Raw genomic sequence first — 23,528 nt, forward strand, 5'->3', positions numbered from 1 at the left:
CCATGTTTGCTGAACGGGGCATCCCGGTCCATCAAGTATTTCACAACCTGAAAGCCGGCCTTCCCGGTGGACGCAACATGCAGATCGATCTCCTGGTGACCAATACTGACACCGTCGCCGTCATCGAAGTCAAAAGCAGACTGACAAACGAAGATGTGCGTGATCACCTCACGCGCATGGCTGAGTTCAAGGAATTTTTTCCCATGTACGCGCACATGCGTGCCATAGGGGCCATGGCCGGCATCGTGATTGATCAGGATGTGGATCGTCAGGTCATGAATGCAGGGTTTTACCTCATCGTCCAATCAGGTGACACGGTCCAACTGGCCAATGAACCCTCTTTCCAGGCACGGCTCTGGTAAATCAACAGGAGGGTTTGGGAGTGGTCTCTCACATGTGGTGCTACCCGACTGAATTGACTCAGGATGACAATGATACCATCCTGGTTTCCTTCCCTGACGTTCCCATTGCGCACACGTTCGGGGAGGATGAGGCAGAAGCCCTCATGCGTGCCCGGGATGCCCTGGAGACCGCACTGGAAATGTACATCGACACGCGCCAGCCCTTGCCGATACCCACCCCGGCCGCCGGTCGCCAAGTGGTGCATCCCGGTGCCCTGGTCCGTGCCAAGCTGGCAGTCCACCAGGCCATGCAAGAGGAGAAAGTCCGCAAGGCGGAGCTGGCCCGCCGCCTGCATTGGCATCTTCCACAAGTGGACCGTTTGCTGGATCTGCGGCACGCTTCGCGCCTGGATCAGATTGAAATGGCCCTGGAGGCCCTGGGCCGTCAGCTCCAGGTGGTGGTGTCGGCCAGGTAGGGGAACCAGCCTTTTTCAGGCCAGACTTTTTTGCCACATATCCCGAAAAGCAGCTTCCAAATGGCGCGTAAAACGGAGCGGATCCCCCAGGGTGGTCGCCCGCATCCGCTCCCGCATGGTCAAACGCACCTGATTGAGATGTTCCGGATCGGCGGCCAGGTGTACGGCACAATTCACATACGCTTCCGGAGTGTCGGCAATCCATGCCGGCAACCCCAGCGTTTGCATCAGACTGGCCCCCACCCGGGCCACATGTCGGTCTCCCAGCAGAGTCACCAAAGGAACCCCCTGCCAAAGCCCCTGCAACGAAGTGATGCCCCCATTGAACGGCATGGGGTCCAGGGCCAGATCAATCTGGCCAAAGGTTTCCAGATAGGTACGAAATGGGGAAGGTCCCTGAAGTTCAAGCCGCTCCGGATCGATCCCACGCTGCACGAAAGCCGTGCAAATGCGTTCCCGGGTGGGCAGGTCATAAAAAGGTCCGGATTTTAAAAGCAAACGGGATTTCGGTACCCGATGCAGGATGGCCGCCCAGAGATCCAGGGTGGTCGGGGTCAACTTGGGCAGATTGTTGAAGGAACCAAACGTGATGTACCCCCGTTGCCGGGCAGGGGTGGGCACAACGGGTGGTGCCGGCTCCGGCGGCTGGTAACAATAAAGGGCACACGGCAGGGTGGCAATCTGTTCGGTATACAGGTGCCGGGCGGCTTCGGTGACCGTGACCTGGTCATGAATGACCCAGTCCATGGTGGCCAGACCCGTGCCATGAACATATCCGGCATAGGAAACCTGAAGCGGAGCCGGTCGCCGGGCAAACAGGGAGAGACGGTTGCCCTTGGTATGCCCGGCCAGATCGACCAGAATGTCGATGCCGTCGGCCTGTATGCGTTGACGCGCTTCCTGGTCGGTCAGGCCCGGAATGGCAACCCAACTGCCGGCCTGCGCCTGAATGCGATGGGTCAGGGAGTCGGACTTTTGGGAATGGGCATAACAGACCGTCTGAAATCGGGTCTGGTCATGGTTGGCCAGAATGGGAGCCAGCAACATGCCGATGGGATGGTGGCAAAAATCGGCGGAAAGATACCCGATGCGCAAGGGCCGCTCTGGATCCGGATCACGCACCGGAGGCGGTTGCTGGTCCGGCATATCCACCAGACGGCCAAACTCCCGATGCGCCATGGCCACGGCCTCCGGGGTGTGACCATCGCTGTAATTCAAGGCAAACAAATAGCTGGAATGGGATGTAATTTCACCGGGATGGCGGGCCAATCCTTCGGCAAACACGGTGAGTGCCTCCGGCAAACGTCCCTGACCCATCAGGACCGGAGCCAGATTGAAAATACCAACAGGCATCTCCGGATCCAGACGCACCGTTTCCCGGCAACACCCCTCGGCCTTGGTGAGTTCGTGGACTTCCAGATAAGCCAGACCGAGATTGGCATGGGCCACAGCCAAGTCCGGTTCCCAACGAATTGCCTCCTGCAAGGTGCGGATGGCCGCCTCATGTTGTCCCAGCATGATCAACAACATGCCCAGGTTGGACAAACCCGAACCGCGCTGGGGAGCCAGCGCCACGGCCTGACGCAAGCGACGCTCAGCCTGTTGCCAATCTCCCAGGGCCTGCCAGGCAATGCCGGCAGCTTCCAAAAGGCCGGGATCCTGGTGACCGGCAGCAATCCCTGCCTCGAAAATCTGCCCGGCAGCCGCACTTTGGCCGTCAATCCACAGGGCATTTCCCAGGGCCATGTACAATTCAGGATGGGTGGGAAAACGCCCGACGGCTGCTTGCAGCGCCTGTGTGGCCTCTGCCCAGCGCCGGGTACGCATCAACAGACCCAGCAGGCTTTGCTGCCACTCCCAAGGCTCCTGACCCGCAGCCAAGGCAATGGCTGCACGATAACAATCGATGGCCGACCCGAAATCGCCCCGGTCCACCAACAAATTGCCCAGGTTCACCCGGTAACCCGCATGGTTGGGTTCCAAGGCAATGGCACGCCGCTGGGCAGCCTCGCTTTCCGCAAGGTGTCCAAGCCGGCGCAAAACAGTACCCAGATTGGCCTGGGCCGCCCCCTTCCCGGGATGGTGGCGCAAAAATTGCCGATACAAGGCAACAGCACCCGATAAATCTTCCTGATCGCGCAGCACGTTGGCCAGATTGAAGACGGCTTCGGTCATCTCTGGGTGGTGATCGAGAATATGGCGAAAACAGGCCGCCGCTCCCGCCAGATCCCCGACCGCATGCAGGGCATTGCCCAGATTGAAACGCATTTCAGGCCGTTGCGGGGCCAGTTGCACGGCCTGTTGCAGGCAGGAGATGGCCGCAGCAGGTTGCTGCAAGCGCCGCAATAAACTGCCCAGATTGGCCAGGGTGTCCACATGCTCCGGGCACTCCGCCAATATGGCCTGGTAGGCTGTCAGGGCCTCTGCATATCTGCCTTGCGTGTGCAGGTCCACAGCCTTTTGGAAAGCCCGGCGCAGCGTGTCTGGAACCGGATCCGCAAGATTGCCCGACACCCTGCCCGACCTTGGAAATTTGCGGCTCATGAATCTCCTGCCTTCAATCCGAGGCCGGGTTGTACAAAAGTGCCTCCCGGAATCGGTCAATGGAGAGGGGTTGACACACACAGGCAACCTGGAGAAAATGGTGGTCTGGTTTTGGCGGATCGTCTAACGGCAGGACAGAGGATTCTGACTCCTCCAATCTAGGTTCGAATCCTAGTCCGCCAGCCAATTGGAAGCAATGTTCTCACCCCCCTGTTTCTCCCCCTGATTGTTCTGCTGGTCGTTTTTCTCGTTACATTCTTGTGGATGCAGGTGAAGATCAACACCTGTGCCTGTCCCCATTCCGAATGACTTTACTGGCCCGTTACCGGGCATCGTGGTGAAAACCCCCCGGTGAAGAACAGTGTCCTGAAAATGTGGCCATTGCCATGGATCTTTTGCCGGCTCGCCACATTATTGGCATGTTTCTTGCTTAATCTTATACAATACTTGCGCGTATTGCCTGTAAGTCACTGGCAGCGCATCCGGGTGCTTTGGGCGAATTGCCGGGACCTCATGGATGGTGCGCCTGCTTGCCGTCTGCTCGTTGTCATTCACCTTTCTGAAAGACCCATGCGTGCCAATGAACGATTCATCCCCCACCGCAGCCCAGAGATTTCAAGATCATCCGGCCCGCCTCCGGCAGGAAGAGGCAGCCACAAAAGCCTGTAATCAGGGACGGATGTTCATCCAGCAGCAACGCTACCAGGAAGCCATGACCTGCCTGTTGCAGGCCATGGAGCTGCACCCCTCACTGGCCGCAGCCTATGAGGGCATGGCCCAAATTTTTACCTACAAGGGATTGACTGTTCTGGGATCGGTGTACGAGCGACTGTTTCAACATTATGCCGGGCAACCTGCGCCCTTGGCTCAGGTGGAACACACATTTTTTATTGATCCTGCCCTGGCACGCCGGACAGCACACCTGGGACAGCGTATCATTTTGCATAAAGCCTATTCGGTTCCGCAATTGTGTTACACCCTGGGCAAACCTCTGCCGGAAGATTTGCCAACCGTGATTGCCTTGTTGCCGGATCAAACAGGCCGGTTTTTGGCGACAACCCGCCTGCACTTTCCCAGACGGGTGGAATTTGACCCGCAGCGTACAGAACAGGTTCAAATGGCTGTTCACACAGCCAAAACAATCGAGTCGGCCATGCAACAACGTATTGCCTGGATTGAGGATGCGCGGCAACGCTGTTTGAACGAAGCCCCTGTCTTTGATGAACATGGTCCACTCCGCATTTTCATGCCGACCTCACGCAGCACCACGGTGATGCAATTTGCCACAAACAATCTGGCCAGGGCTTTGCTCAAACTGGGATGCCAGGTTCGGGTTCATATTGAACAGGACGACAGGGAATGGGATGATGATTACTCGCGGTTGCAGGATTACGAGGCCTGCAAGCCCCATGTGATCATCAACATCAACCATTTATTCAACGATTGGCTGCACCCGGATGTCATCAACGTGACCTGGTGGCAGGATCCCATGCTTGAAATCAGCCGTGGCGACCCGTTGCCCTGGCGGTCACGCGATCTGGTCTACTCCGCCTATCCAAACTTTGATGACTACCTCAAGAAAACAGGTGCCACACAGGTCATGCGACAGGATTTGTGCGTCGATCTGGATGTGTTTCATCCTGAGATCCCCTGGGAAGAGCGCCGCAAAGTGGTATTCATCGGCACATCCTATGCAGAATTGTTGCCCAGCCAATTGCCTGAAAAACAGACCATCATCGATCTGTTGCGCCCCCGTTTTCTGCGTGGTGAAATGATTTCCTTTGCCACTTTGGATGATTATTCCCGGAAAACCGGTCTGAATACACTGGCCATCGAATCAATTTATTGTGATCTGTTGCGGAACACAGCCATTGAATGGTTGTGTCAGATGGCCCATGAGATTGATCTGGAGGTCGAAATATATGGCCGCTACTGGGAGCGGAACGAACATGTGCGGCCGTTTTACAAAGGAGAACTGCGTCATGGCCCGGATGTGGCGGCAGTCTACAATCAGGCACGGTATGCCCTCGCCGTGCATCCGTTCATGGTCAAATCCCAACGATTGGCAGAAATTGCCGCCTGTGGTTGCGTTCCCGTCCTCATGGATGATCGCGCCAACGCCGAACCCCCCCATTGGGACGATGCCATTCTTTTTTTCAGGACCCGGGATGAACTGAAAAGTTGCCTGCGCCAACGTCCACCCCAGGATTCCCGGATCATCGCCGAGGCCTGTTCCTATGACCGTTTTGCCCGGCATATTTTGAATCGCGTCACGTCAATCCTGAAGCAGCCGGTTGCAGAGTCCACATCATGAAAATGCATCCCTTGCCATGGATTGATTCACCCGGTCCAGGTCACGCATCGTCTCCCCTTGCATGGATCGATTCACTTTGGATTGATTCACCCGGTCCAGGTCACGCATCGTCTCCCCTTGCATGGATCGATTCACTTTGGATTGATTCACCCGGTCCAGGTCACGCAATGTCCCCCCTTGCATGGATCGATTCACTTTGCGGAAGGTTTTCATATGGCAAATTCAAATCATCTATCCGCCAATCTGGCTGACATGTTTCAGGAGGGTCTGGCCCATCACCAACAAGGTGATCTGGTGAGCGCCATGCGTTGTTACGAGAGCGTGCTGGCGCAACACGAACAAGTGGATGTCTTGTACGCCCTGGCTCTGGCCCGCCTTGCTCTGAAGGAGTATGCCATCGCTCTGGATGCGATGAAAAAAGTAATGGTGCAGAGAACCCCCGATGGCTCCATATACGACACTCTGGGAAAAATCTACTGGGGAATGGGACGTCTGGAAGATGCCCGGCAGGCCTTTGAACAATCCGTCACCCTGGGACATGCCCAAAAAGCCGACTCCATGTGTCATCTCGGTTGGGTTCTTCTGCTCCTGAAACGTCATGAAGAGGCTGCAAAACTCCTGTTCCAGGTTATCGAACTGCAACCCGATCTGGCCACGGCCTACCAGGGTTTGGCCCTGATACACGAACACAAGGGATTGCCCCTGTTGCAATCCATTCATCAGCAACTGTTTCAATATTATGCAGCCCGGCCGGTTGCAGCAAGGTCTGTGGAAAATGTTTTTATTCTGGATCCTGAAGCAGCACGCCAAACCGCACGTTTGGGACAACGTCGTCCGTTGAACAAACATTATTCTGTTCCGCAATTATGTTACACCCTGGGCGAATCCCGACCGGATGACCCGCCGAACCTGATTCCCCTTCTGCCGAACAAGATCATCGAATACTTTACGACAACACGTTTGAGTTATCCTGTCCGGATGGTGTTTGATCCGGGAAAGCAGGGGGTCTTTGATGCTGCCGTGCAAATTGCCACACTCATTGAATCTGCCAGAAAACAAAGGGCAAGATCAATTGCTGACTGTTTGCAGCGTTGTCGCAATCTGGCACCGGATTATGATGGCAAGACGCCATTGCGCATTGCGATGATAACCTCCCGCTATACCTCAGTGATGCAGCATGCAACAACCAACCTGGCCAAGGCTCTTCGTGAACTTGGGTGTCTCGTTCAAGTGGATATTGAACAAAACGATCTTGAGGTGTGGGATGATCCTTTGACCACATTGATGAATCACGAGGCATTCAAGCCTCATGTGACGATCAATATCAATCATAGATTCAACGACTGGCTCCATCCTGACATCATCAACATCACCTGGTGGCAGGATTTGATGCCGGAGATTCGCAACAGCACACGACTGAACTGGCGACCACGTGACCTGGTATTTTCCGCCTACCCGGATTTTGATGATTACCTGTTGAAAACGGGGGCACCCCAGGTATTGCGCCAGGATTTGTGCGTTGATCTGAGCGTGTTTCGCACTGTCACGCCCTGGGAAGAGCGCCGCAAGGTGGTCTTCATCGGCTCGACCTATACGGAAGTCCTTGAACTGGACGCCGCAAAAATTCAGTATATTGAAAATGTTCTGCAACCCGGTGTTGAACGTGGCGAATATGTTTCACTCGACTTTCTGGAAAATTTGTCCCGGAAAATGGGTATCAGTACATTCGGCGTCGATTTTGTCTACAGCAATCTGGTCAGGAATACGGCAGTTGAATGGCTGTGTCAGATTGCGGGCGAGATTGATCTGGAAGTCGAGGTTTATGGGCGTTTTTGGGAAAAGAATGCCATCGTGCAGCCGTTTTTCAAGGGTGAGCTGCCGCACGGGGCAGCCGTTGCCGAAGTGTACAATCAGGCCCGTTATGCCCTCGCTGCCCATCCACACATGGTCAAATCACAACGCCTGGCCGAAATTGCCGCCTGTGGTTGCGTTCCCGTCCTCAACGATGATCGCGCCCATGCGGAACCACCGCACTGGGATGATGCCATCCTTTTCTTCAAAACCCGGACGGATTTGAAAAATTGTCTGAGCCAGCGTCCATCCCGGGACCCTTGGGTCATTGCCGAAGCCAGTACCTACGCCCTCTTTGCCCGACGTATCCTGGATTGTGTATCGTCCATCTTGAAGCAACCAATTACGGGAAACGTATCATGACCATGGCATCGACGTGGACAAGCCAGGGAAAAACCGGGACGGACAACCCTTCCCTGAACTATTATCGAACCCATGGCATCCTGCCTGGACGACAACAGTTGGCCATCCGTGAATCCCACGTCGAAATGCGCTCGAGCCTGTTTCGGCATCTGGGTCTGCCTCCGGGCTGGTTGCGTGGACGCACCGTTCTGGAACTGGGACCCGGCTGTGGACAGAACGCCCTGCACATGTTTCTGCAAAAACCCGCCCGTCTGCTCCTGGTGGACGAAAACGAGGCCGCACTGGAGGCCATTCGGAACCTGTTCGCTGCGCATCGGAATTCCAATCAGCCGGATTGTGAATTGCAGCATGGGTTGATCGAAGCGTGGCGGTGCCCGGACCAGTTTGAATTGGTGTTTTGTGAAAGTGTGATTCCCTGGCAACAGGAAAATCCTCAAGGCTTTTTACGCAAGGTGGCCAGCCATGTGGCCCCGGAAGGTTTGCTGATCATCACCTGCATGGACAGTGTTTCCACATTGCCTGACCTGTTGCGGCGGCTGGCGACGCTGCTGATGGTCCGACCGGAAGATCCCCTGGCAAGGCAGGTGACCCTGCTGAGCGGTTATTTTCGGGAACATCTGGCCAGTCTGCAACATGCCACCAAGCAGATTGACGACTGGGTGCTGACCAATCTGCTGCAACCCCTGGTTGGCACCCCGCTTTCCATGGCCGATGCCATTGCCACCCTGGATGACAACTTTGATCTGTATGCCACATCACCCCATTTCGTCACGGATTGGCGCTGGTACAAGCAGATCCATGGCTCGTTGAGCCGGTGGAACGAGCTGGCCCTGGCCGCATTCTGGAATCAGGCCCATAATTTGCTGGACTGTCGGCAGGTTGTTCCACCCCGTTCTGCCGCGCTGAATCAACAGTTGATGCAGCAGACGGACCGCATGGCCGCCGACATCATGAAATTCTACCACTCCCGAGACCCGGCGCTGCTGCCCGGTCTGGCGGATACCCTGGATTGGGTGGTCTCTGATGTCAACGGCTTTGCACCGTTGACCGCTGTCGCTCTGGCGGAGTTTGCCCGGGGACTGGGACAATATCGACAGCATGGTCGCTTCCCCGGTCTGCCCGTGTTCAAAGATTTGTTCGGTCGTTCCCAGCAACATCTCTGTTTTATCCAACGCAGGAGTCACACCCATGACACGACAAAAGATGCGTGGTGATGTCACTCCGGATCCGGAGAAATTGGCGCATATCATCAGCCAGTTGCAAAATCTGAATGGCATTGTGGAGGCGGGCCTGCCGGATGAAGCGATACGCATTTGCGAAGAAGCCCTGGCCATTCTGCCGGATAATGTGGAAATCATCAGCATTCTGGCCGATCTCTATTGGCAGAAAGGAAACATCGATCAGACAAGAAAACTGCTTGCCCGTGGGTTGGAATTGGCTCCCGACAATGCCCAGTTGCATTTGCGCATGGGCGATCTGGCCAAATCCCAGGAACAGATCGACACGGCCATTGACCATTATCGGCAGGCTACACGGCTGGATCCCGGCAATATCGATGGTTACTTTCAATACGGTGCCCTTCTGGCCAGAAGTGAACGATATGCAGAAGCCGTCTCGGCCTTGCAGCGTGCCCTGAATATACGGTTTGACGTTGCCGAAGTGCATTTATTACTGGCGATTATTTTTCAGCAGGAAAAAAGGTCGATTCTGGCCCATGTCCATCGGCGTCTGCACGACCACTTTAATCCAGCCGGTCCACGCCAGTATCCTGCCAATCAGGTTCTGGATACCTATTTTCTGGACGATCAGGAAGCCCTGGCTGTGGCGCAGCAGGGTTTGTTGATTCAACAGGGCAAGGAAAGCACAAACCTGCGGCAAATCTGTTATCACCATGGACCGCTTGCCGAAACTGGCGTGGAAACCCTGATTCACCTGCCCATGAATCGGATTCCGGCGTTTTTCTTTGATAACAGTCTGCGACCTCCCGTGACAGTCCAATTTGATCCTGCCGATTTGCAACAAACACAGATGGCCATGGCCATTGCCAGGACTGTGGACCGCTCATACACATTGCGGGCTTCGGCCATCCAGACCACCATATCGCTCAACAGTCATTGCGCACCCTCCTTTGAACCAGGCAAACCCCTGCAGGTTTTCCTGTTCGCCACCCGCACCAATGAGACAAGATTGATTGAAATACAAAGTATTGCACACGCTCTGCAACGGCTTGGATGCAGGGTTCATTTTGAAACCGAAAAAAATGGCATGGAAATTCTGGATACCTACCATCTGCTCAAGGCCCATTATGCCTGCAATCCCCATATTACCTTCAACATCAATCATGCCAACAATACGCACCTGCATGAGGATGTATTCAACATTGTCTGGTACCAGGACGCCCCCCAGGAGATTCGAGGCCATCAGCCCCCGCATTGGCGCCAACGGGATATCGTCCTCTCCGCGTCAGAAACATTGGACAAGCTGCTGAGCGACAAGGGGGTCCATGAAATTCACCGTCAATACCATTGTTTTGATCTGGCCGCATTCCAAACCGTGACACCGCCTGCCGACCGCCGCAAAGTGGTCTTCATCGGTGACTCTCATCATCATTATCTCCATTGTTTACCACAGGAACCGGTCAAGAGTGTTGCCCGGGTGTTGCAGGAAAAAGTTGAACAGGGAGAGGTGGTCACCGACGCGCTGCTGGAGGCATTGGCTCAAAAATCGGGTCTTCCGGCACTTGCCGTATGTCAGTTTGTTTTTCCATATGTCATCCGGCATTGCGCCATAACCTGGCTGTGTGAATTGACAACGGATCTGCCCTGGGAAGTGGATATACATGGCCGGTTTTGGAAAGAAATTCCCGAAGTGGCCCCTTTCCATCGAGGTGAACTGGCCGATGCTCCGGCTGTGGCCGCAGTCTACAATCAGGCACGCTATGCCCTGGCGACCCATACCCGTTTGATGCATACGCGCCGCCTGGCAGAATTATCCGCGTGTGGCTGCATTCCGGTCGTCTATGACCATCGCCCGTATGTTGATCCGCCCCACTGGGAGGATGCACTCCTCTATTTTCGTACCCGGGACACCTTGCGCGATTGTCTGCATCGGCAACCGCGTCAGGATCCATCCATTCTGGCCCACACCTTGTCCAGTGATACCCTGGCACAACGTATCCTGGCCTGGGTCAAAAAAGAGCTGGAGGAATCACGTCCATGAACAACCCTGAACAGGCCGGAAATATCGGCCCGGATCAATTTCAAATCTCTGCACAACAAGCCCAGAATTTGCGAGAAGTGACTGACCTCTTCCAGACTGGAAAAATGGCCGAAGCCCATGCACGTTCCGAAAAACTGCTGGCCATGTGGCCTGACAATTTGAATCTGTTGATCTATTTGGCCAACATTCAATGGAATTCCGGGTTGCATGCCTCAGCCGAAGCCCTGGTATCCCGGGGTCTGCAATTGGCACCGGATCATGCGCTGTTGCATATGCTCATGGGAGATATTGCCAAATCCAGAGAGGATACCGAAACAGCCCTGTTCCATTTTCGAGAAGTCATCCGTCTGGAACCGGACAATCTGGATGGCCATTATCAATGTGGCGTACTTTTGATCAGCAATCGGCAAAATACCGAAGCCATCGCCGAGATGAAACGGGTTCTGGAGATCAAACCAGACATGGTCGAAGCCCACCAGACCATTGCCCACTTGTATTTTTTGGAAGGCATGGAAACTCTCGGCAATGTCCATCTGCGTCTGCATGATCATTACAATCCTTCGTCGAAACCTCTGTATCCAGTCAATGAAATCAAGGACACCCTATTTCTGGACAGCAGAAAAGCGCTGCTTGCCGCCCGAAACAAATTGCAGTCCATTATCAATTTAACTTTTCCAGCCAAGCAGTTATGCTTCCATTTTGACCCGTCACTGGACAATGAAGGATTGGAAACCCTGATTTGTTGGTCATCGACCAACCTGGTCAACACACTCGTCAATTCCAGATTCCGCCTGCCAACCACGGTTGATTTTGACCCGGCTGATCCCGAGCAGACCAGAATGGCGCTCATGTTGGCCAACATGCTGAGCCTGATACCGAATTTACGGTTACAGACCATACAACAACTGTATAAGCTCCACATCAACCAAAAACCGGATTTCATTGCAGATCACCCGTGGCGTATCTACATACATGCGTCACGTTGGACCACCGTCATGCAATACGCCGCACGCAATGTGGCCCAGGCACTGAAACGTCTGGGGTGCGTCGTGCATTTTGAGATCGAGAACAACGATCTGGAATGGCTGACAGGCTATCATGTCATCGTCAAGTATTATGCATGCAACCCTCATATGACGATAAACATCAACCATCGCAACAATTCCTACCTGCATCCGGATGTTTTCAATATTGTCTGGTACCAGGATCCGATGCCGGAAATTGAGGCAGCCGAACCTCTGCACTGGCGGCCACGCGACATGGTCATGAGCGCCTATCCGGAATTTGACGAGCTGATTCGCAAAACCGGGGTCCAGGAGGTGTTGCGCCAGGATTTGTGTGCGGATTTGAACTGCTTCTCCAGCAAACGACCACGGTCGGAACGACGCAAGGTGGTCTTTCTGGGCAGTTCCCACCATCATTTTCCCAAGGGCCATCCCGGTGAAAAACTGGCATTGGGTGAATTGCGCGAGATGGTCGAGCAAGGCATGGTCATCACCCCCGATCATATCCAGAGTCTGCTTGAACGCACGCATCTTCCCTTCATTCATCTTTCCCAGTATCTTTATCCCTATGTTGTTCGGAATCGTTCTGTGGAATGGTTGTGCGAACTGGCACCGGAACTGGAGTGGGAGGTGGAAGTCTATGGCCGGTATTGGGAAGAGGTTCCCATTGTCGCTCCCTATTTTCGGGGTGAGGTCCCCCATGGAACCGCCGTGGCCGACATCTACAACCAGGCACGTTATGCCCTGGCCGCCCATCCACAGATGGTCAAGTCGCAACGCCTGGCAGAAATCGCCGCTTGCGGATGCATCCCGGTTTTGTTCGATGACCGGATCCATGCCGAAGGTCCACACTGGGATGATGAAATTCTCTTTTTCAAAACCAAGGCCGAGTTGCGCACCCGTCTGCAACAGGAACCGAAAAATGAACCAACGGCCATTGCCCAGGCCTACTCCTACGACCTCCTGGCCCAACGCATCCTGCGCATGGTCCAGGAACGGTTGAAAGAGGCGTAATTGTCGGAACAAAGCTCCACAGAAAGCATCTGCATGACCGAAGCCTTGATTCTGGGAGGAGGTGTGGCTGGCTTGACAGCAGCCATTCATGTATTGGAACGGGGATATCGACCCCTGGTCCTGGAGGCCGCCCCCACGCCCGGAGGCCGGGTTCGTTCGTTCGTGGACCCCCATACCGGCGAAGAACTGGACAACGGACCCCATCTGCTCCTCGGGGCCTGTCAGGAATCCCTCGCCCTCCTGGAACGCCTGGGCAGCCGCTCACAACTCTGGCAATCGGACCGGATGCGTATCCCTTTTTGGACACCTGCGGCAGGATGGTACGCCCTGGATTGTCCCGATTGGCCGACACCCTGGCATCTGTTGGCCGGTTTGCATCGGATGCCGGAATTGACCCTGGGTGAGAAAGGTCTGGTTTTGGCCTTGGGATGGCATCTGGCCCGAGGGATTCCACCCCGCCCCGGGCAAACCGTCATGCATTGGTTGCAGGAAAGGCGACAGACGACCCGTTTGTTGCACAGTTTGTGGGAACCACTCTGTCTGGCCATCATGAATGAACCCCCGGCTTCGGCAGATGCCGGATTGTTCATGACCGTCCTGCGCCAGGTGATGGCGGGCAAACGGGGTGCCGGACAACTTTTCATATCCAAGGTGCCCCTGTCCAGATTGCTGGCAGAACCGGCGTGTGATTTCATCCAGCGCCAGGGAGGGGAGGTGCGCTGTCGGAGTGCAGTGCGGCAATTGATCCGGCAAGGGGATCGGGTCACGGCGGTGGTCACGGCGGCAGGTGTTTTACCGGTGCAGGGTCCGGTGATTGCCGCCCTGCCGCACCATGTCCTGATGCGACTTATACCGGATTGGGATCCAGGGTGGCGGGTGACGCCAGCTTATGCCCCCATTGTGTCGGTGCATCTACGGTGGCCGCTGCCGGGAAGATTGCCCGAGCCGTTGGTGGGGCTGCCGGCAGGGGTTTGCCACTGGTTGTTTGATCGTGCCCTGCTGGCCGGGGATGCCGAACTTGCCCCGGCACGCATCAGTGCCGTCATCAGTGGTGCCTATCGCGAGGTCCACTGGTCCACCTTGCGCCTGCTGGACATGGCATATCAGGCAACGGTCGCCCTGGTGCCGGCCCTGGGAGGCCTGCGGGTTGTGGCCACCCGTGACGCCAAAAAAGGCAACCAGGGGCTGGTGCTGGGGCGCGTGGTGCGGGAATGGCGGGCCACCCTGGCACCCTGGCCCGATCTCGTGGCCAGCCGGCCAGGACCGAAAACACCCTGGCGCAACCTGTTCCTGGCCGGCGATTGGACACAGACCGGTTTGCCAGCCACCATCGAATCGGCGGTTTGCAGCGGAAAAACAGCCGCCAACTTTCCGGAACAGATACCGTTTTGATTCTTTTTGTCTGATCTTGCCTGATCAAACAATCTTGTGCATGCCAGTATCCGGTCACCCACCCTGCATCTTCTTGCGATATTGCAGCCAACGCCGCCCCTTTTCCGTCAGGCGATATTTTTGCGTCGGGCTGCGGGGTGAATCTGGTTGTGTACGCTCAAGCCAACCACCAGCCAGCGCCGGGTTCAGATAATTTTTTCGGAAAGTCGGTCGGCTGGACAGTCCTATGGCTTTCATCAGGCCCATGCCACCCAATGCATGTGTACCAAGCGCTTCGATCAGCCATGCAACCTGGTCGGTTACCTGGTCGGTTACTTGATCGGTTACTTGGTCGGTTACTTGGTCGGTTACCTGGTCGGTTACCTGGTCGGTTACCTGGTCGGTTACCTGGTCGGTGACTTGGTCGGTTACCTGGTCGGTTACCTGGTCGGTTACCTGGTCGGTCGAACCGGCTTCGAGGAGCGCGTCGCGCAAGGCACTCAGCATGAACTCGATGAAAGGTGCGGCATCCGAGAGTTGGTCCGCCTCGGCCAACACCCGGTAATATGTCTCCTGCCGCTCACGGATCACCGTTTCAACAGGCAGGTCCGCAAAGAGCGGTTGCCACTGACGCAGGATCAAGGTTTGCCAAAGCCGTCCCATGCGCCCGTTGCCATCCGCGAAGGGATGGATGAATTCCAGCTCGTAGTGAAAGACGCAACTGGCGATCAAGGGATGCGCCTCCCCGTCGGCAAGCCAGCCAAACAACTCGGTCATCAAATGGGGTACCCGTTTGGCAGGCGGTGCCATATGGACCAGGTGTCTGCCCCGGAAAATACCGACGCCACCGGAACGATACACCCCTGGCTCATCCACCAGCCCCGCCATGAACAAGCCATGGGCAGTCAGAAAATCATCCTGGGATGCAGCTTGCCAGTTTTTCATGGCTTCATAAACAGCCAGGGCGTTGCGCACCTCCTGAATTTCCCGGGGATGCCCCAGAATCCGTCTGCCTTCAACGACCGCCGTCACCTGCTCAAGGGTCAGGGAATTGTTCTCGATGGCCAGGGATGCCTGAATGGTACGAATATGATTTTCCCGGCGCAGACGCGGAGTCAGGCTCTGCTCTGCCAGCACGGAATGACGCCCGACAATCTCACCAATTGCCGTAACCAGATTCACGATGGTCAGAGTGATCGAATAAGGCGGTTGGTAGCGTTTCTGCATGCCCAATCAAGCCCCCATAGGCATCCAGACCCTGCCCGGCGTTGGCAATGCCCGTGAACTGTCCCTCGTCTGTTGACCCGATCCTGGTATATCATGGAAAAGTGTGGTCGGACGGGTCAGGGAAAAGACCGGTGCGTTTTTATCTGGAAATAAGGACATTGCGTTCATGATCAAACCGATGATATCCATCTTTCTGGTCGCAGCCCTGCTGTTGACAGGGTGCAGCACCACCCCGGAAAAGGAAAGGAACGATCCTCCCGAGGTGATCTATCGTGAGGCCATCACGGCGTTGCGGGAAAAACGGTATTCGACGGCCACCAAACTGTTCCAGGAAGTGGATCAAAAGCACCCCTTCTCCCCCTGGGCCATTCGTGCCCAGATCATCGTGATCTATACCCAGTTCAAAAAAGAGGAATATGACGAATCCTCCATGGCGGCGGAACGTTTCATTCGTCTGCATCCCCGCCACAACCACGTGGCCTATGCCTACTACATGCGGGGATTGGCTGATTTCATGCGCATTTCCGATCCGCTGCGCGACCAGAATCGCACCCGGCAGGCCGCCGTGGCCCTGCGCGAGGTGATGACGCGCTTTCCGGACAGCGACTATGCCCAGGAAGCCCAGAAAATGCTCAATCTCTGCAACGACCGCCTGGCCGCCCAGGAAGTCGTGGTGGGACGCTTTTATCTGGACAAGGACCAGTTCATCGCCGCCGCCAACCGCTTCCGGCGGGTCGTGGAAAACAAGGATTTCAGCCGCACCCCCTATGCCGAAGAGGCCCTGTTCAATCTCGTGTTGACCTCCCTGCGGCTGGGCATGACCGAAGATGCACGCCACTATGCGTCGGTCCTGGGACACAATTATCCCGAAGGTCTCTTCTACCGTCAGGCCCGTACCATGGTCGAGGGGCATGGAACCCTCTCCAAGGACGACATCCTGGCCTTGCGCAATGCCCTGGATGAAGGCTCCATGGTCAAACGCTTCTTCGAAGGCCTGGCCCCCGGCGTTCCCGGTTTGACCAATCAATAGTCCTCTTTTTGCAGTTTTTCCACCAGGGGCCAATCCGCCGGAGGAAAGGCAAGGGAAGCCATCTCCGCCACCGAAAACCAGCCGAGATCCGCCACCTCCAGGGGCTGTGGTACCCCGGACCATCGGCGGCAGAAAAAGACCGGCATCAACAGGTGGAACTTTTCGTAGGGATGGGAGACGAAAGCCCAGGGTTTCAGATCGGTGACGTGCAGTCCGACCTCTTCGTGCATTTCGCGGATCAAGGCCGCTTCGGGACTCTCGCCCGGCATCAATTTGCCGCCCGGAAATTCCCAACAGGAACCCATGTGGGTTCCAGGACGGCGGCGGGTCAGAAGAATCCGCCCGTCGGCGTCACGCAGGAGTGCCGCACTGACCAACAGCAGGGGAAGAGTCAAACCAGTTTTTTCCACCAGGATCGTTTTGGCTCGGTATCGGTTGCACAGACAGAATTGCCCGACCAGGCTGGAATCGGCTCGGGCGGGATGCGGGAAAGTACCCACCAGGGACGAATCCCTCCGCCCCCACCACAGCCGCAACCGGCCCGCCGCGGATGATACACCTTGATCAGCCAGGGATCCTCCTGGCTCTGCACATAGACCATGGTGGTCCAGACACCGCGTTCCTCTTGCAGAATCTCTTTCACAAGAGCAGCCAGATGCCGACTGGCAGCAATGCCATCGACCGTCGTGGTCGGCAGCTCCAGGCCTGGTTCCAAAAGATACCAGCCATCCAGTCGTTCCACGGCAGTATTGAGCAGCTCAATGTCCGCCAGGCGGATCATGCCGTCAAAACGATCGGCAAGACGTTGAGAAAACGAAGGCAGATTCATGACCATCCAGTCAGTCTGTTTATTTATGCATGGACGCACGGGGATTCTTCCCTTGTCCCGGAAAACAGGCTATTTAAAAGCTTCCGGTGAAGAATGGCAACGTGTTTTTCCCGTCACGGGTCCTGTCGTCACGGGCCGGCATGTTACTCCTGAAATGAGGCTGTGTCGCCATGGCTGTTGGAACTCCCCCTCCCATTGACTTTCCCCCGGTACCCGGATTTCGCGTGGCAGCCACGGCCTGCGGTTTGAAAACGAACGGTCGCCCGGATCTGCTTTTGATTCACATGCACCCGGCAGCCTCGGTCGCCGGCGTATTCACCCGCAACCAGATGGCTGCCGCCCCGGTGCAAATATGCCGTCAGCGACTGGCTGGAGGCCGGGCCGAAGCCTTGCTGGTCAATGCCGGAAACGCCAATGCCGGCACCGGTCCGCAGGGCATGCACAATGCACTGACCGTCTCCGAGGCTGTGGCCCAGAAACTGGGCGTCAGCAACGACCATGTGTTTGTCTCCTCCACCGGGGTGATCGGACAACCTCTGAACGTGGCTAAAATTCGGGTGGCCATTCCGCATCTGGTCACCAATCTGCGGGCCGATGCCTGGGCCGATGCCGCCGTGGCCATCACCACCACGGACACTTTTCCCAAGGCCCGACACCGTCGCTGCATCCTGGATGGACGCCCCGTGGTCCTGGCCGGCATGGCCAAGGGTGCCGGCATGATTCACCCGGACATGGCCACTCTTCTCTCCTATGTCTTTACCGATGCAGCCATTGCGCCATCTGCCTGGCAACAGCTCCTCGCCCGGGCAGTCCAGGCCAGTTTCAACTGCATTACCGTCGATGGCGATACCTCCACCAACGACACCCTCATGGGCTTTGCGTCGGGCGTGGCCGGCAACCCCCTGTTGACCGACCCGGACTCCCCATCCGCAACGCCGTTGGCCAACGCCCTGAACGATCTGTGCCTGGAACTGGCCCATCTGGTGGTCCGGGACGGCGAAGGTGCCACCAAGTTCATCACCATCACCGTCGCCGGAGCCGCATGCGTCGAGGACGCGCAAAAAATCGGCAAAGTGGTGGCCCACAGCCAACTGGTCAAGACAGCCTGTTTCGGCAACGATCCCAATTGGGGACGTATTCTGGCCGCCATAGGCCGGGCCGGTGTGCCCATCGATGTCAATGGCGTGGACATTTTTCTGGGTGGGGTACAGATCGTCCAACAGGGAGGCTTGGCTCCCTCCTACACCGAGGCCCAGGGAGCCCATGTCATGGCGGCTCCCGAAATCACCATCCACATCGACCTCCATGCCGGCCAAGCCACCGCCACCACCTGGACGTGTGACCTCTCCCACGACTATGTCACCATCAATGCCGATTATCGTACCTGAATTGTAACAATTCATCACCCGGCAACGAATCGGGGTCCAGGAAGCTGGCGACCGGACAGGTCTGCGTAGTCAACCCGGCGCGAATTCCTGGGATCGATTCTTGCACGGTCAACCCGGCACGCTTTCTGGACGACTGACCCCAAAAATCTGCGCACCCCGCGAAGATTTCTGGAAGGGGCAAAACACACCATGAATTTTCCCAGGACCATTGCCGCAAAGTTGATCGTTTTCCAACTGTTCCTTCTCTTGACCGGTCTGGTCGGAGTGGGGTGGATCTCGTTTGTCGTGGTGGAAAACGCGGTGCTGGACAATGCCATCCTCACCATGCAGCGGGAGTTGGACCAGAAAATCAATGCAAGTGAAAAATTTCATGAAAAAGCCCAAAGCGACATGCGCATTTCCATGGGCAATACAATTTTCAGGGAATATTTTCAATTGCCGGAAACCCTGAACGGCAATCACTATGAAAATGGCGTCATTCAATTCACCCCTGCCCAGAAAGCGATTCGTCATCAACTGGACCATTGGATTTTGTCTCTGCATAAGCAGCTTCCCATTTCCGAAACCTGCCTGATCGACCGTACCGGCCAGGAACATCTCCGGGTGACCCGTGGCCAGGATGTCGCTGATGCGGAGCTGTCGAATGACGAAAATGATTCGCCTTTCTTTGCCCCAACCTTCCGGATGAAACAGGGAGAAGTCTTTATCGCCCCCCCTTACATCTCCTCGGATACCCATGAATGGGTTTTTTCCTATTCATCGCCGATTGTTCTTGACGACGGCAGCAAACCTGCCTTCTATCATTATGAAATTGCTCTCTCTCTTTTCAATCAATTGATCTCCGAAAAAAATCCGCCCGGAGAAAAAGCCCAATCCACGCCTACGTCTGCATTACCTCATGCAAGATTTTTTATTCTGGAACCAACCGGTCACATTCTGGCAGACAGTCAGGAAACCATCTCCTTCTCCCGGAAGCCCGGTCCTGCCAAAGCGGAAAATAACAAAGAAAATCATGAATATAAAAACTATTTTCCCCGTCCCGACACCATCAGCCGGGAGGAAGCATTTCGCCAAGCCATGGAGCGCATGCAAAAAGGAGAAAAGGGACACGCCATTTTCAAGGGTGAGAAGGGTCTCTTCTATCTTGTCTACCAACCCATGCCCACCTTCAAATGGAGCATGGGCATCATCAAATCCTATGACGCCCTGTTGGCCGGTCAAACCCCTCTTTCAACCCTGAGAATCCGACTTTTGGGCATCTCTCTGCTGCTTACGGCCCTGGCCATGCTGTTGACCTGGCTGGGTGCGCATCGTCTGACCCGACCGTTGCAGGCCTTGACCGTGACCGCCAAACAGATTGCCACCGGCGAACTGGTCACCAACCTGCCCCGGGAGATGCCGGATGATGAAGTCAAGGTCCTCGGTCTCTCCATGAAAAACATGGCGGACAGTCTCTGCGAGTCCATTCAGACCAGCAAAATTCAGGTCACCGCCCTGCAAGCCTGTGTTTCCGAGCTGGAGGGAATCAGTTACACGATGCTGGGAGATTCCAGGGATGGCTTCGGCATCAAATCCCGGATTGGCGGTGCCTTCACGCTGCTTCAGGAAAAATTTGCGGATGTCCAACAATTGGCCCGGGATGCCTTGACCTCCATCGATGATGTGTCGCAGGAGACCGGGAAGCTCGCGGCCACCCTGGAAGAGATGGCTGCATCAACCCGGCGGACAGAAGCCAATGCCGCATCGCTCGCCCACGCTTCGGAACAGATTGCCCTGAATCTGGATCAGGTCATGACCACCCAGGAGCAGGTATCAAAATCCGTCACCAATGTCACCCAATCGGTCGAGACCATTGCCGTGGCTTTTTCCAAAATCCGCACCCTGTGTGTCACGGCGAAGGATCGTTCCCACATGGCCGAAAACCATATTCGTGATACCAACGCCATGGTGGATCATCTCGTGGGGTCGATGCAGGCCATCTCGGAGGTGGTCGAGCTGATCAAAAGCATTTCCAAACAAACCACCATGCTGGCGTTGAATGCATCGGTCGAAGCGTCGGTGGCTGGCGAATGGGGCCGGGGGTTTGCCGTGGTGGCGTCCGAAGTCAAAATTTTGGCCAAAAAGACCGTCGATGCCTCCAAAATCATTTCCGACCAGATTGCCGAGATTCAAACCCGTTCACAATCCGTATTCGGGGCCACGACCCAATTGCGCAACCTGGTCCGGGATATCATCCAGGCCAACGACAACATCACCCAATCGGTCGATGAACAAAACCGGGTCATTGGCGGCATCAATCAGGAAATTCAGGAAGTCAACGACGCCACAGCCAACATGATGCTGAGTGCCCGGGAAATTCACCTGGGCAGTCGCAATGTGGCCTCTGCCGCCGTCAATGTTTCTCAGGAGTCGTCCGCCCTGGTCCTGGCCGCCCAGGACATTGCCAACAGTGGCCAGGAGGTGGCCGGACAGGCCGAGCAGGTACGTGCCAAAAACAACACCATCATTTCCGCCTGGGATCAATTGACGGAGCAGACGCTTGCCTGTACCGACGGCTTGCGCGAACTGGGCAATCTGGCCGAATTTTCCAAAAGCTCCATCCAGCACATGGGGCATGTCGTCAAGACCATCGACAATATTGCCGACAATCTCCGCAAGGCCGGTGACGGGTTGCATACCGGTCAGCCGCCGTTCGATCTCGAAGGCATCATGACCAATTATCTGATCGTCATCAGCGGGCTGGAAAAAATGGCCTCGGGTCGCATCTCGTTTTTTGATGACAAGGAAGTCAAAAGTCAATGGGAAGCCCTGATGCATTTGATCCAAGAAGCCCATCTTCCCGATGCTCCCGAACTCGCAAAACGCAAACAGATTTTTTATCAACTGGTCAAACAGGCATTTGATCACGGCATTTCCGGACAGAGAGAAGAAGCCTCGCAAATCATGGCCCAAATAGAACAACATGTTGCCGAATTGTTTCGCATGCTTGAGGATCAATACCTGCAACATTTCAATCATTCGATCCGGGGCGAAAAAAATATTTAATCCACTCGGCATGCGTTGCCCTGGGATTGTCGGTGACGTTGTAATACTTATGAGACATCAACAATCCAGGACCCTTTTTCCCTAATCAACCATCGGCGTTCCACAACCCAATATTTTGGAGATTTATTCAATCTGTCTTGATGCTGTGTGGCAAAGCGCACACTGAGCATGCCACCCGGTTTTTTGGCAACGCATGCGATCAATTTGTCAGGTTCCTTGATCTTTCCGCAACGAACCTTCTTGCCGTCCATGGGTTTCACATCCAGGATTTCCTGGCGCACAATCCTGTCTTCAGAACTGTGATGATATGTCCCTTTTTGTTTTTCGGTATCCATGCGTTTTTCCTCAACAACAGGATCACGCGCATGCTCGGGTACCACGGAATTGCAGACCTCCGTACCAAAGCCCATTCCCTGGCATTTTTTGAATGTGTAAAACGTACATTGAATGGTCTTGCGGTCTCCAAATACGCATTTTTCACTGCGCGGCAGGACCGGTTTTGATGGCAATGATTTTCTGTAATTGACAAAAGCATCGTCGATGGGTTCGTCAGTCAAAAATTTTTTTCTGACCAGATCGTCATATTTGGTTTTCCTGGCCGCAGAAAAGCCATCTGTCGCCATCAAAACGATCAGAAACAATCCTGACAACACAACAGACACGGGAAAATATTTTCTGAATAAAAAGTTCATGGTGACTCCTGAGTCATTCTTGATCGCAAACATCCTGCTGATTTACGAGGCAATAACATTAAATTATTTATTTTTTTGGATATTCATTCACTTCCCAGCGCCCCTTATTCCTGGTAAATATGACCCGTTCCATTTCCCAATATTTTGGTGCCATAGTGTAATCCAAATTCGAACGTTGCACGGCAATCAAGGCGGATATTTTTCTGCCGGTTTTTTTTGAAACACACTTTACAATTTTTCCTGCATTTTTTAACCTGTTACATGTGCTATATTTTTTTGGTATTTGGACAATATTTAAAAACTCTATACGAAATATTTTATCAACTGGTACGGTATGTGGTTCATCTGGATCAAAAGGTTCTTCATAAGAAAAATCTTCGAGATCTGAGACAATTACGTTACCAGGTTCTTTCGGTGTGACATGGTGACAATAACTTTCAGTAAAATTCATATCCACGCAATGCAGGTAGGTCCAGGCTGTACATTGAACGGATCTACGGTCACCCAAGGCACACTTGTCTTTTCGTGGCAGGATGGGTCGAGAGGGTAATTCAATTTTGAAATTTTTATCGTATATTCGGTATCCATAATATTTAAAATATTCATTTTTTTTCTTGCCTGCTGAATTTCCATCCGTTGCCATGATGACAACAAGAAGTGGGACCAAAAATATTACATATAGTAAAATGGATCTGACACAAAAAATACACATGACCCCTCAGATAACCAAGATCGCCGACTCAATCCTCTGCTTGACACAAAACTGGTGCAAAAAAAATCCAGAGGGAAGAGCACTGCCCTTCCCCCTGGATTCCCATCT

The 23,528-nt window shown here is 54.8% G+C and carries 18 protein-coding genes and 1 tRNA gene; 12 read left to right on the forward strand and 7 right to left on the reverse strand.

Features of this window, described 5'->3' with window-relative positions; translation table 11 throughout:
* Both HQL65_14080 and HQL65_14085 read left to right on the forward strand, forming a co-directional pair.
* Positions 1-362, forward strand: a 362-nt coding sequence (locus tag HQL65_14080) for an NERD domain-containing protein (protein MBF0137362.1), incomplete at its 5' end; no start/stop codon positions are given.
* Between the two features lie 32 nt (positions 363-394).
* Positions 395-817, forward strand: a complete 423-nt coding sequence (locus tag HQL65_14085; GenBank protein MBF0137363.1) for a type II toxin-antitoxin system HicB family antitoxin — start codon at positions 395-397, stop codon at positions 815-817.
* Between the two features lie 15 nt (positions 818-832).
* On the opposite strand, the gene HQL65_14090 is transcribed toward HQL65_14085, so the two are convergent.
* On the reverse strand, positions 833-3,361 hold the full coding sequence (locus HQL65_14090; GenBank protein MBF0137364.1) for a tetratricopeptide repeat protein: 2,529 nt from the start codon (positions 3,359-3,361) through the stop codon (positions 833-835).
* A 112-nt stretch (positions 3,362-3,473) separates the two neighbouring features.
* Here HQL65_14090 and HQL65_14095 point away from each other — a divergent pair.
* Positions 3,474-3,547, forward strand: a tRNA-Gln gene (locus tag HQL65_14095).
* A gap of 394 nt (positions 3,548-3,941) precedes the next feature.
* The gene (locus tag HQL65_14100; protein MBF0137365.1) at positions 3,942-5,675 is read left to right on the forward strand and encodes a hypothetical protein; all 1,734 of its coding nucleotides are present in this window, start codon (positions 3,942-3,944) and stop codon (positions 5,673-5,675) included.
* Here HQL65_14100 and HQL65_14105 read toward each other — a convergent pair.
* Positions 5,670-5,888, reverse strand: coding sequence for a hypothetical protein (locus tag HQL65_14105; protein ID MBF0137366.1), 219 nt, complete (start codon positions 5,886-5,888; stop codon positions 5,670-5,672). The two genes, HQL65_14100 and HQL65_14105, sit on opposite strands and share 6 nt — an antisense overlap.
* Between HQL65_14105 and HQL65_14110 the strand changes: the two genes are divergently transcribed.
* The 5 genes from HQL65_14110 to HQL65_14130 are packed head-to-tail and all read left to right on the forward strand — an operon-like array spanning position 5,889 to position 14,518.
* Positions 5,889-7,889, forward strand: coding sequence for a tetratricopeptide repeat protein (locus HQL65_14110; protein MBF0137367.1), 2,001 nt, complete (start codon positions 5,889-5,891; stop codon positions 7,887-7,889). It abuts the gene before it with no gap.
* A complete protein-coding gene (locus tag HQL65_14115; GenBank protein MBF0137368.1) occupies positions 7,886-9,103 on the forward strand; it encodes a class I SAM-dependent methyltransferase in 1,218 nt (405 codons plus the stop codon). The genes HQL65_14110 and HQL65_14115 overlap by 4 nt, the downstream gene beginning before the upstream one ends.
* Positions 9,078-11,108, forward strand: coding sequence for a tetratricopeptide repeat protein (locus HQL65_14120; GenBank protein MBF0137369.1), 2,031 nt, complete (start codon positions 9,078-9,080; stop codon positions 11,106-11,108). Before HQL65_14115 ends, HQL65_14120 begins: the two co-directional genes overlap by 26 nt.
* Positions 11,105-13,126: a tetratricopeptide repeat protein gene (locus tag HQL65_14125; protein ID MBF0137370.1), complete on the forward strand. Its 2,022-nt coding sequence runs from the start codon at positions 11,105-11,107 to the stop codon at positions 13,124-13,126. Before HQL65_14120 ends, HQL65_14125 begins: the two co-directional genes overlap by 4 nt.
* Before the next feature lie 33 nt (positions 13,127-13,159).
* Positions 13,160-14,518 carry an FAD-dependent oxidoreductase gene (locus tag HQL65_14130; GenBank protein MBF0137371.1) on the forward strand — a complete coding sequence of 453 codons (1,359 nt, stop codon included), beginning with the start codon at positions 13,160-13,162 and terminating at the stop codon, positions 14,516-14,518.
* A gap of 54 nt (positions 14,519-14,572) precedes the next feature.
* On the opposite strand, the gene HQL65_14135 is transcribed toward HQL65_14130, so the two are convergent.
* On the reverse strand, positions 14,573-15,724 hold the full coding sequence (locus HQL65_14135) for a Fic family protein (protein MBF0137372.1): 1,152 nt from the start codon (positions 15,722-15,724) through the stop codon (positions 14,573-14,575).
* A 166-nt stretch (positions 15,725-15,890) separates the two neighbouring features.
* Here HQL65_14135 and HQL65_14140 point away from each other — a divergent pair, with 166 nt between their 5' ends.
* Entirely contained in the window at positions 15,891-16,754 is an 864-nt protein-coding gene (locus tag HQL65_14140) for an outer membrane protein assembly factor BamD (protein MBF0137373.1), read from the forward strand.
* On the opposite strand, the gene HQL65_14145 is transcribed toward HQL65_14140, so the two are convergent.
* Positions 16,748-17,170, reverse strand: coding sequence for a (deoxy)nucleoside triphosphate pyrophosphohydrolase (locus tag HQL65_14145; protein ID MBF0137374.1), 423 nt, complete (start codon positions 17,168-17,170; stop codon positions 16,748-16,750). The two genes, HQL65_14140 and HQL65_14145, sit on opposite strands and share 7 nt — an antisense overlap.
* Positions 17,146-17,583: a hypothetical protein gene (locus tag HQL65_14150; GenBank protein MBF0137375.1), complete on the reverse strand. Its 438-nt coding sequence runs from the start codon at positions 17,581-17,583 to the stop codon at positions 17,146-17,148. The genes HQL65_14145 and HQL65_14150 overlap by 25 nt, the downstream gene beginning before the upstream one ends.
* Positions 17,584-17,753: 170 nt before the next feature.
* On the opposite strand from HQL65_14150, the gene argJ reads away from it, so the two are divergent.
* Together argJ and HQL65_14160 are read left to right on the forward strand one after the other, a co-directional pair.
* Positions 17,754-18,971 (forward strand): bifunctional glutamate N-acetyltransferase/amino-acid acetyltransferase ArgJ, encoded by a 1,218-nt coding sequence (argJ, locus tag HQL65_14155; GenBank protein ID MBF0137376.1) that lies wholly within the window; start codon positions 17,754-17,756, stop codon positions 18,969-18,971.
* Positions 18,972-19,160: 189 nt separating this feature from the next.
* The gene (locus tag HQL65_14160; protein MBF0137377.1) at positions 19,161-22,016 is read left to right on the forward strand and encodes a HAMP domain-containing protein; all 2,856 of its coding nucleotides are present in this window, start codon (positions 19,161-19,163) and stop codon (positions 22,014-22,016) included.
* Between the two features lie 47 nt (positions 22,017-22,063).
* On the opposite strand, the gene HQL65_14165 is transcribed toward HQL65_14160, so the two are convergent.
* Positions 22,064-22,708 carry a hypothetical protein gene (locus HQL65_14165; protein ID MBF0137378.1) on the reverse strand — a complete coding sequence of 215 codons (645 nt, stop codon included), beginning with the start codon at positions 22,706-22,708 and terminating at the stop codon, positions 22,064-22,066.
* A gap of 67 nt (positions 22,709-22,775) precedes the next feature.
* Positions 22,776-23,351 carry a hypothetical protein gene (locus HQL65_14170; protein MBF0137379.1) on the reverse strand — a complete coding sequence of 192 codons (576 nt, stop codon included), beginning with the start codon at positions 23,349-23,351 and terminating at the stop codon, positions 22,776-22,778.
* Positions 23,352-23,528 lie beyond the last annotated feature (177 nt).

This window comes from Magnetococcales bacterium, assembly GCA_015228935.1.
GTDB lineage: Bacteria > Pseudomonadota > Magnetococcia > Magnetococcales > DC0425bin3 > HA3dbin3.

Coding starts and splice junctions, on each gene's coding strand:
- HQL65_14120 (MBF0137369.1), top strand. CDS start 9,078: ATGACACGACAAAAGATGCGTGGTGATGTCACTCCGGATCCGGAGAAA.
- HQL65_14170 (MBF0137379.1), bottom strand. CDS start 23,351: ATGGCAACGGATGGAAATTCAGCAGGCAAGAAAAAAAATGAATATTTT.
- HQL65_14090 (MBF0137364.1), bottom strand. CDS start 3,361: ATGAGCCGCAAATTTCCAAGGTCGGGCAGGGTGTCGGGCAATCTTGCG.
- HQL65_14110 (MBF0137367.1), top strand. CDS start 5,889: ATGGCAAATTCAAATCATCTATCCGCCAATCTGGCTGACATGTTTCAG.
- HQL65_14125 (MBF0137370.1), top strand. CDS start 11,105: ATGAACAACCCTGAACAGGCCGGAAATATCGGCCCGGATCAATTTCAA.
- HQL65_14105 (MBF0137366.1), bottom strand. CDS start 5,888: ATGAAAACCTTCCGCAAAGTGAATCGATCCATGCAAGGGGGGACATTG.
- HQL65_14115 (MBF0137368.1), top strand. CDS start 7,886: ATGACCATGGCATCGACGTGGACAAGCCAGGGAAAAACCGGGACGGAC.
- HQL65_14165 (MBF0137378.1), bottom strand. CDS start 22,708: ATGAACTTTTTATTCAGAAAATATTTTCCCGTGTCTGTTGTGTTGTCA.
- HQL65_14160 (MBF0137377.1), top strand. CDS start 19,161: ATGAATTTTCCCAGGACCATTGCCGCAAAGTTGATCGTTTTCCAACTG.
- HQL65_14085 (MBF0137363.1), top strand. CDS start 395: ATGTGGTGCTACCCGACTGAATTGACTCAGGATGACAATGATACCATC.
- HQL65_14130 (MBF0137371.1), top strand. CDS start 13,160: ATGACCGAAGCCTTGATTCTGGGAGGAGGTGTGGCTGGCTTGACAGCA.
- HQL65_14135 (MBF0137372.1), bottom strand. CDS start 15,724: ATGCAGAAACGCTACCAACCGCCTTATTCGATCACTCTGACCATCGTG.
- HQL65_14150 (MBF0137375.1), bottom strand. CDS start 17,583: ATGAATCTGCCTTCGTTTTCTCAACGTCTTGCCGATCGTTTTGACGGC.
- HQL65_14100 (MBF0137365.1), top strand. CDS start 3,942: ATGAACGATTCATCCCCCACCGCAGCCCAGAGATTTCAAGATCATCCG.
- HQL65_14140 (MBF0137373.1), top strand. CDS start 15,891: ATGATCAAACCGATGATATCCATCTTTCTGGTCGCAGCCCTGCTGTTG.
- argJ (MBF0137376.1), top strand. CDS start 17,754: ATGGCTGTTGGAACTCCCCCTCCCATTGACTTTCCCCCGGTACCCGGA.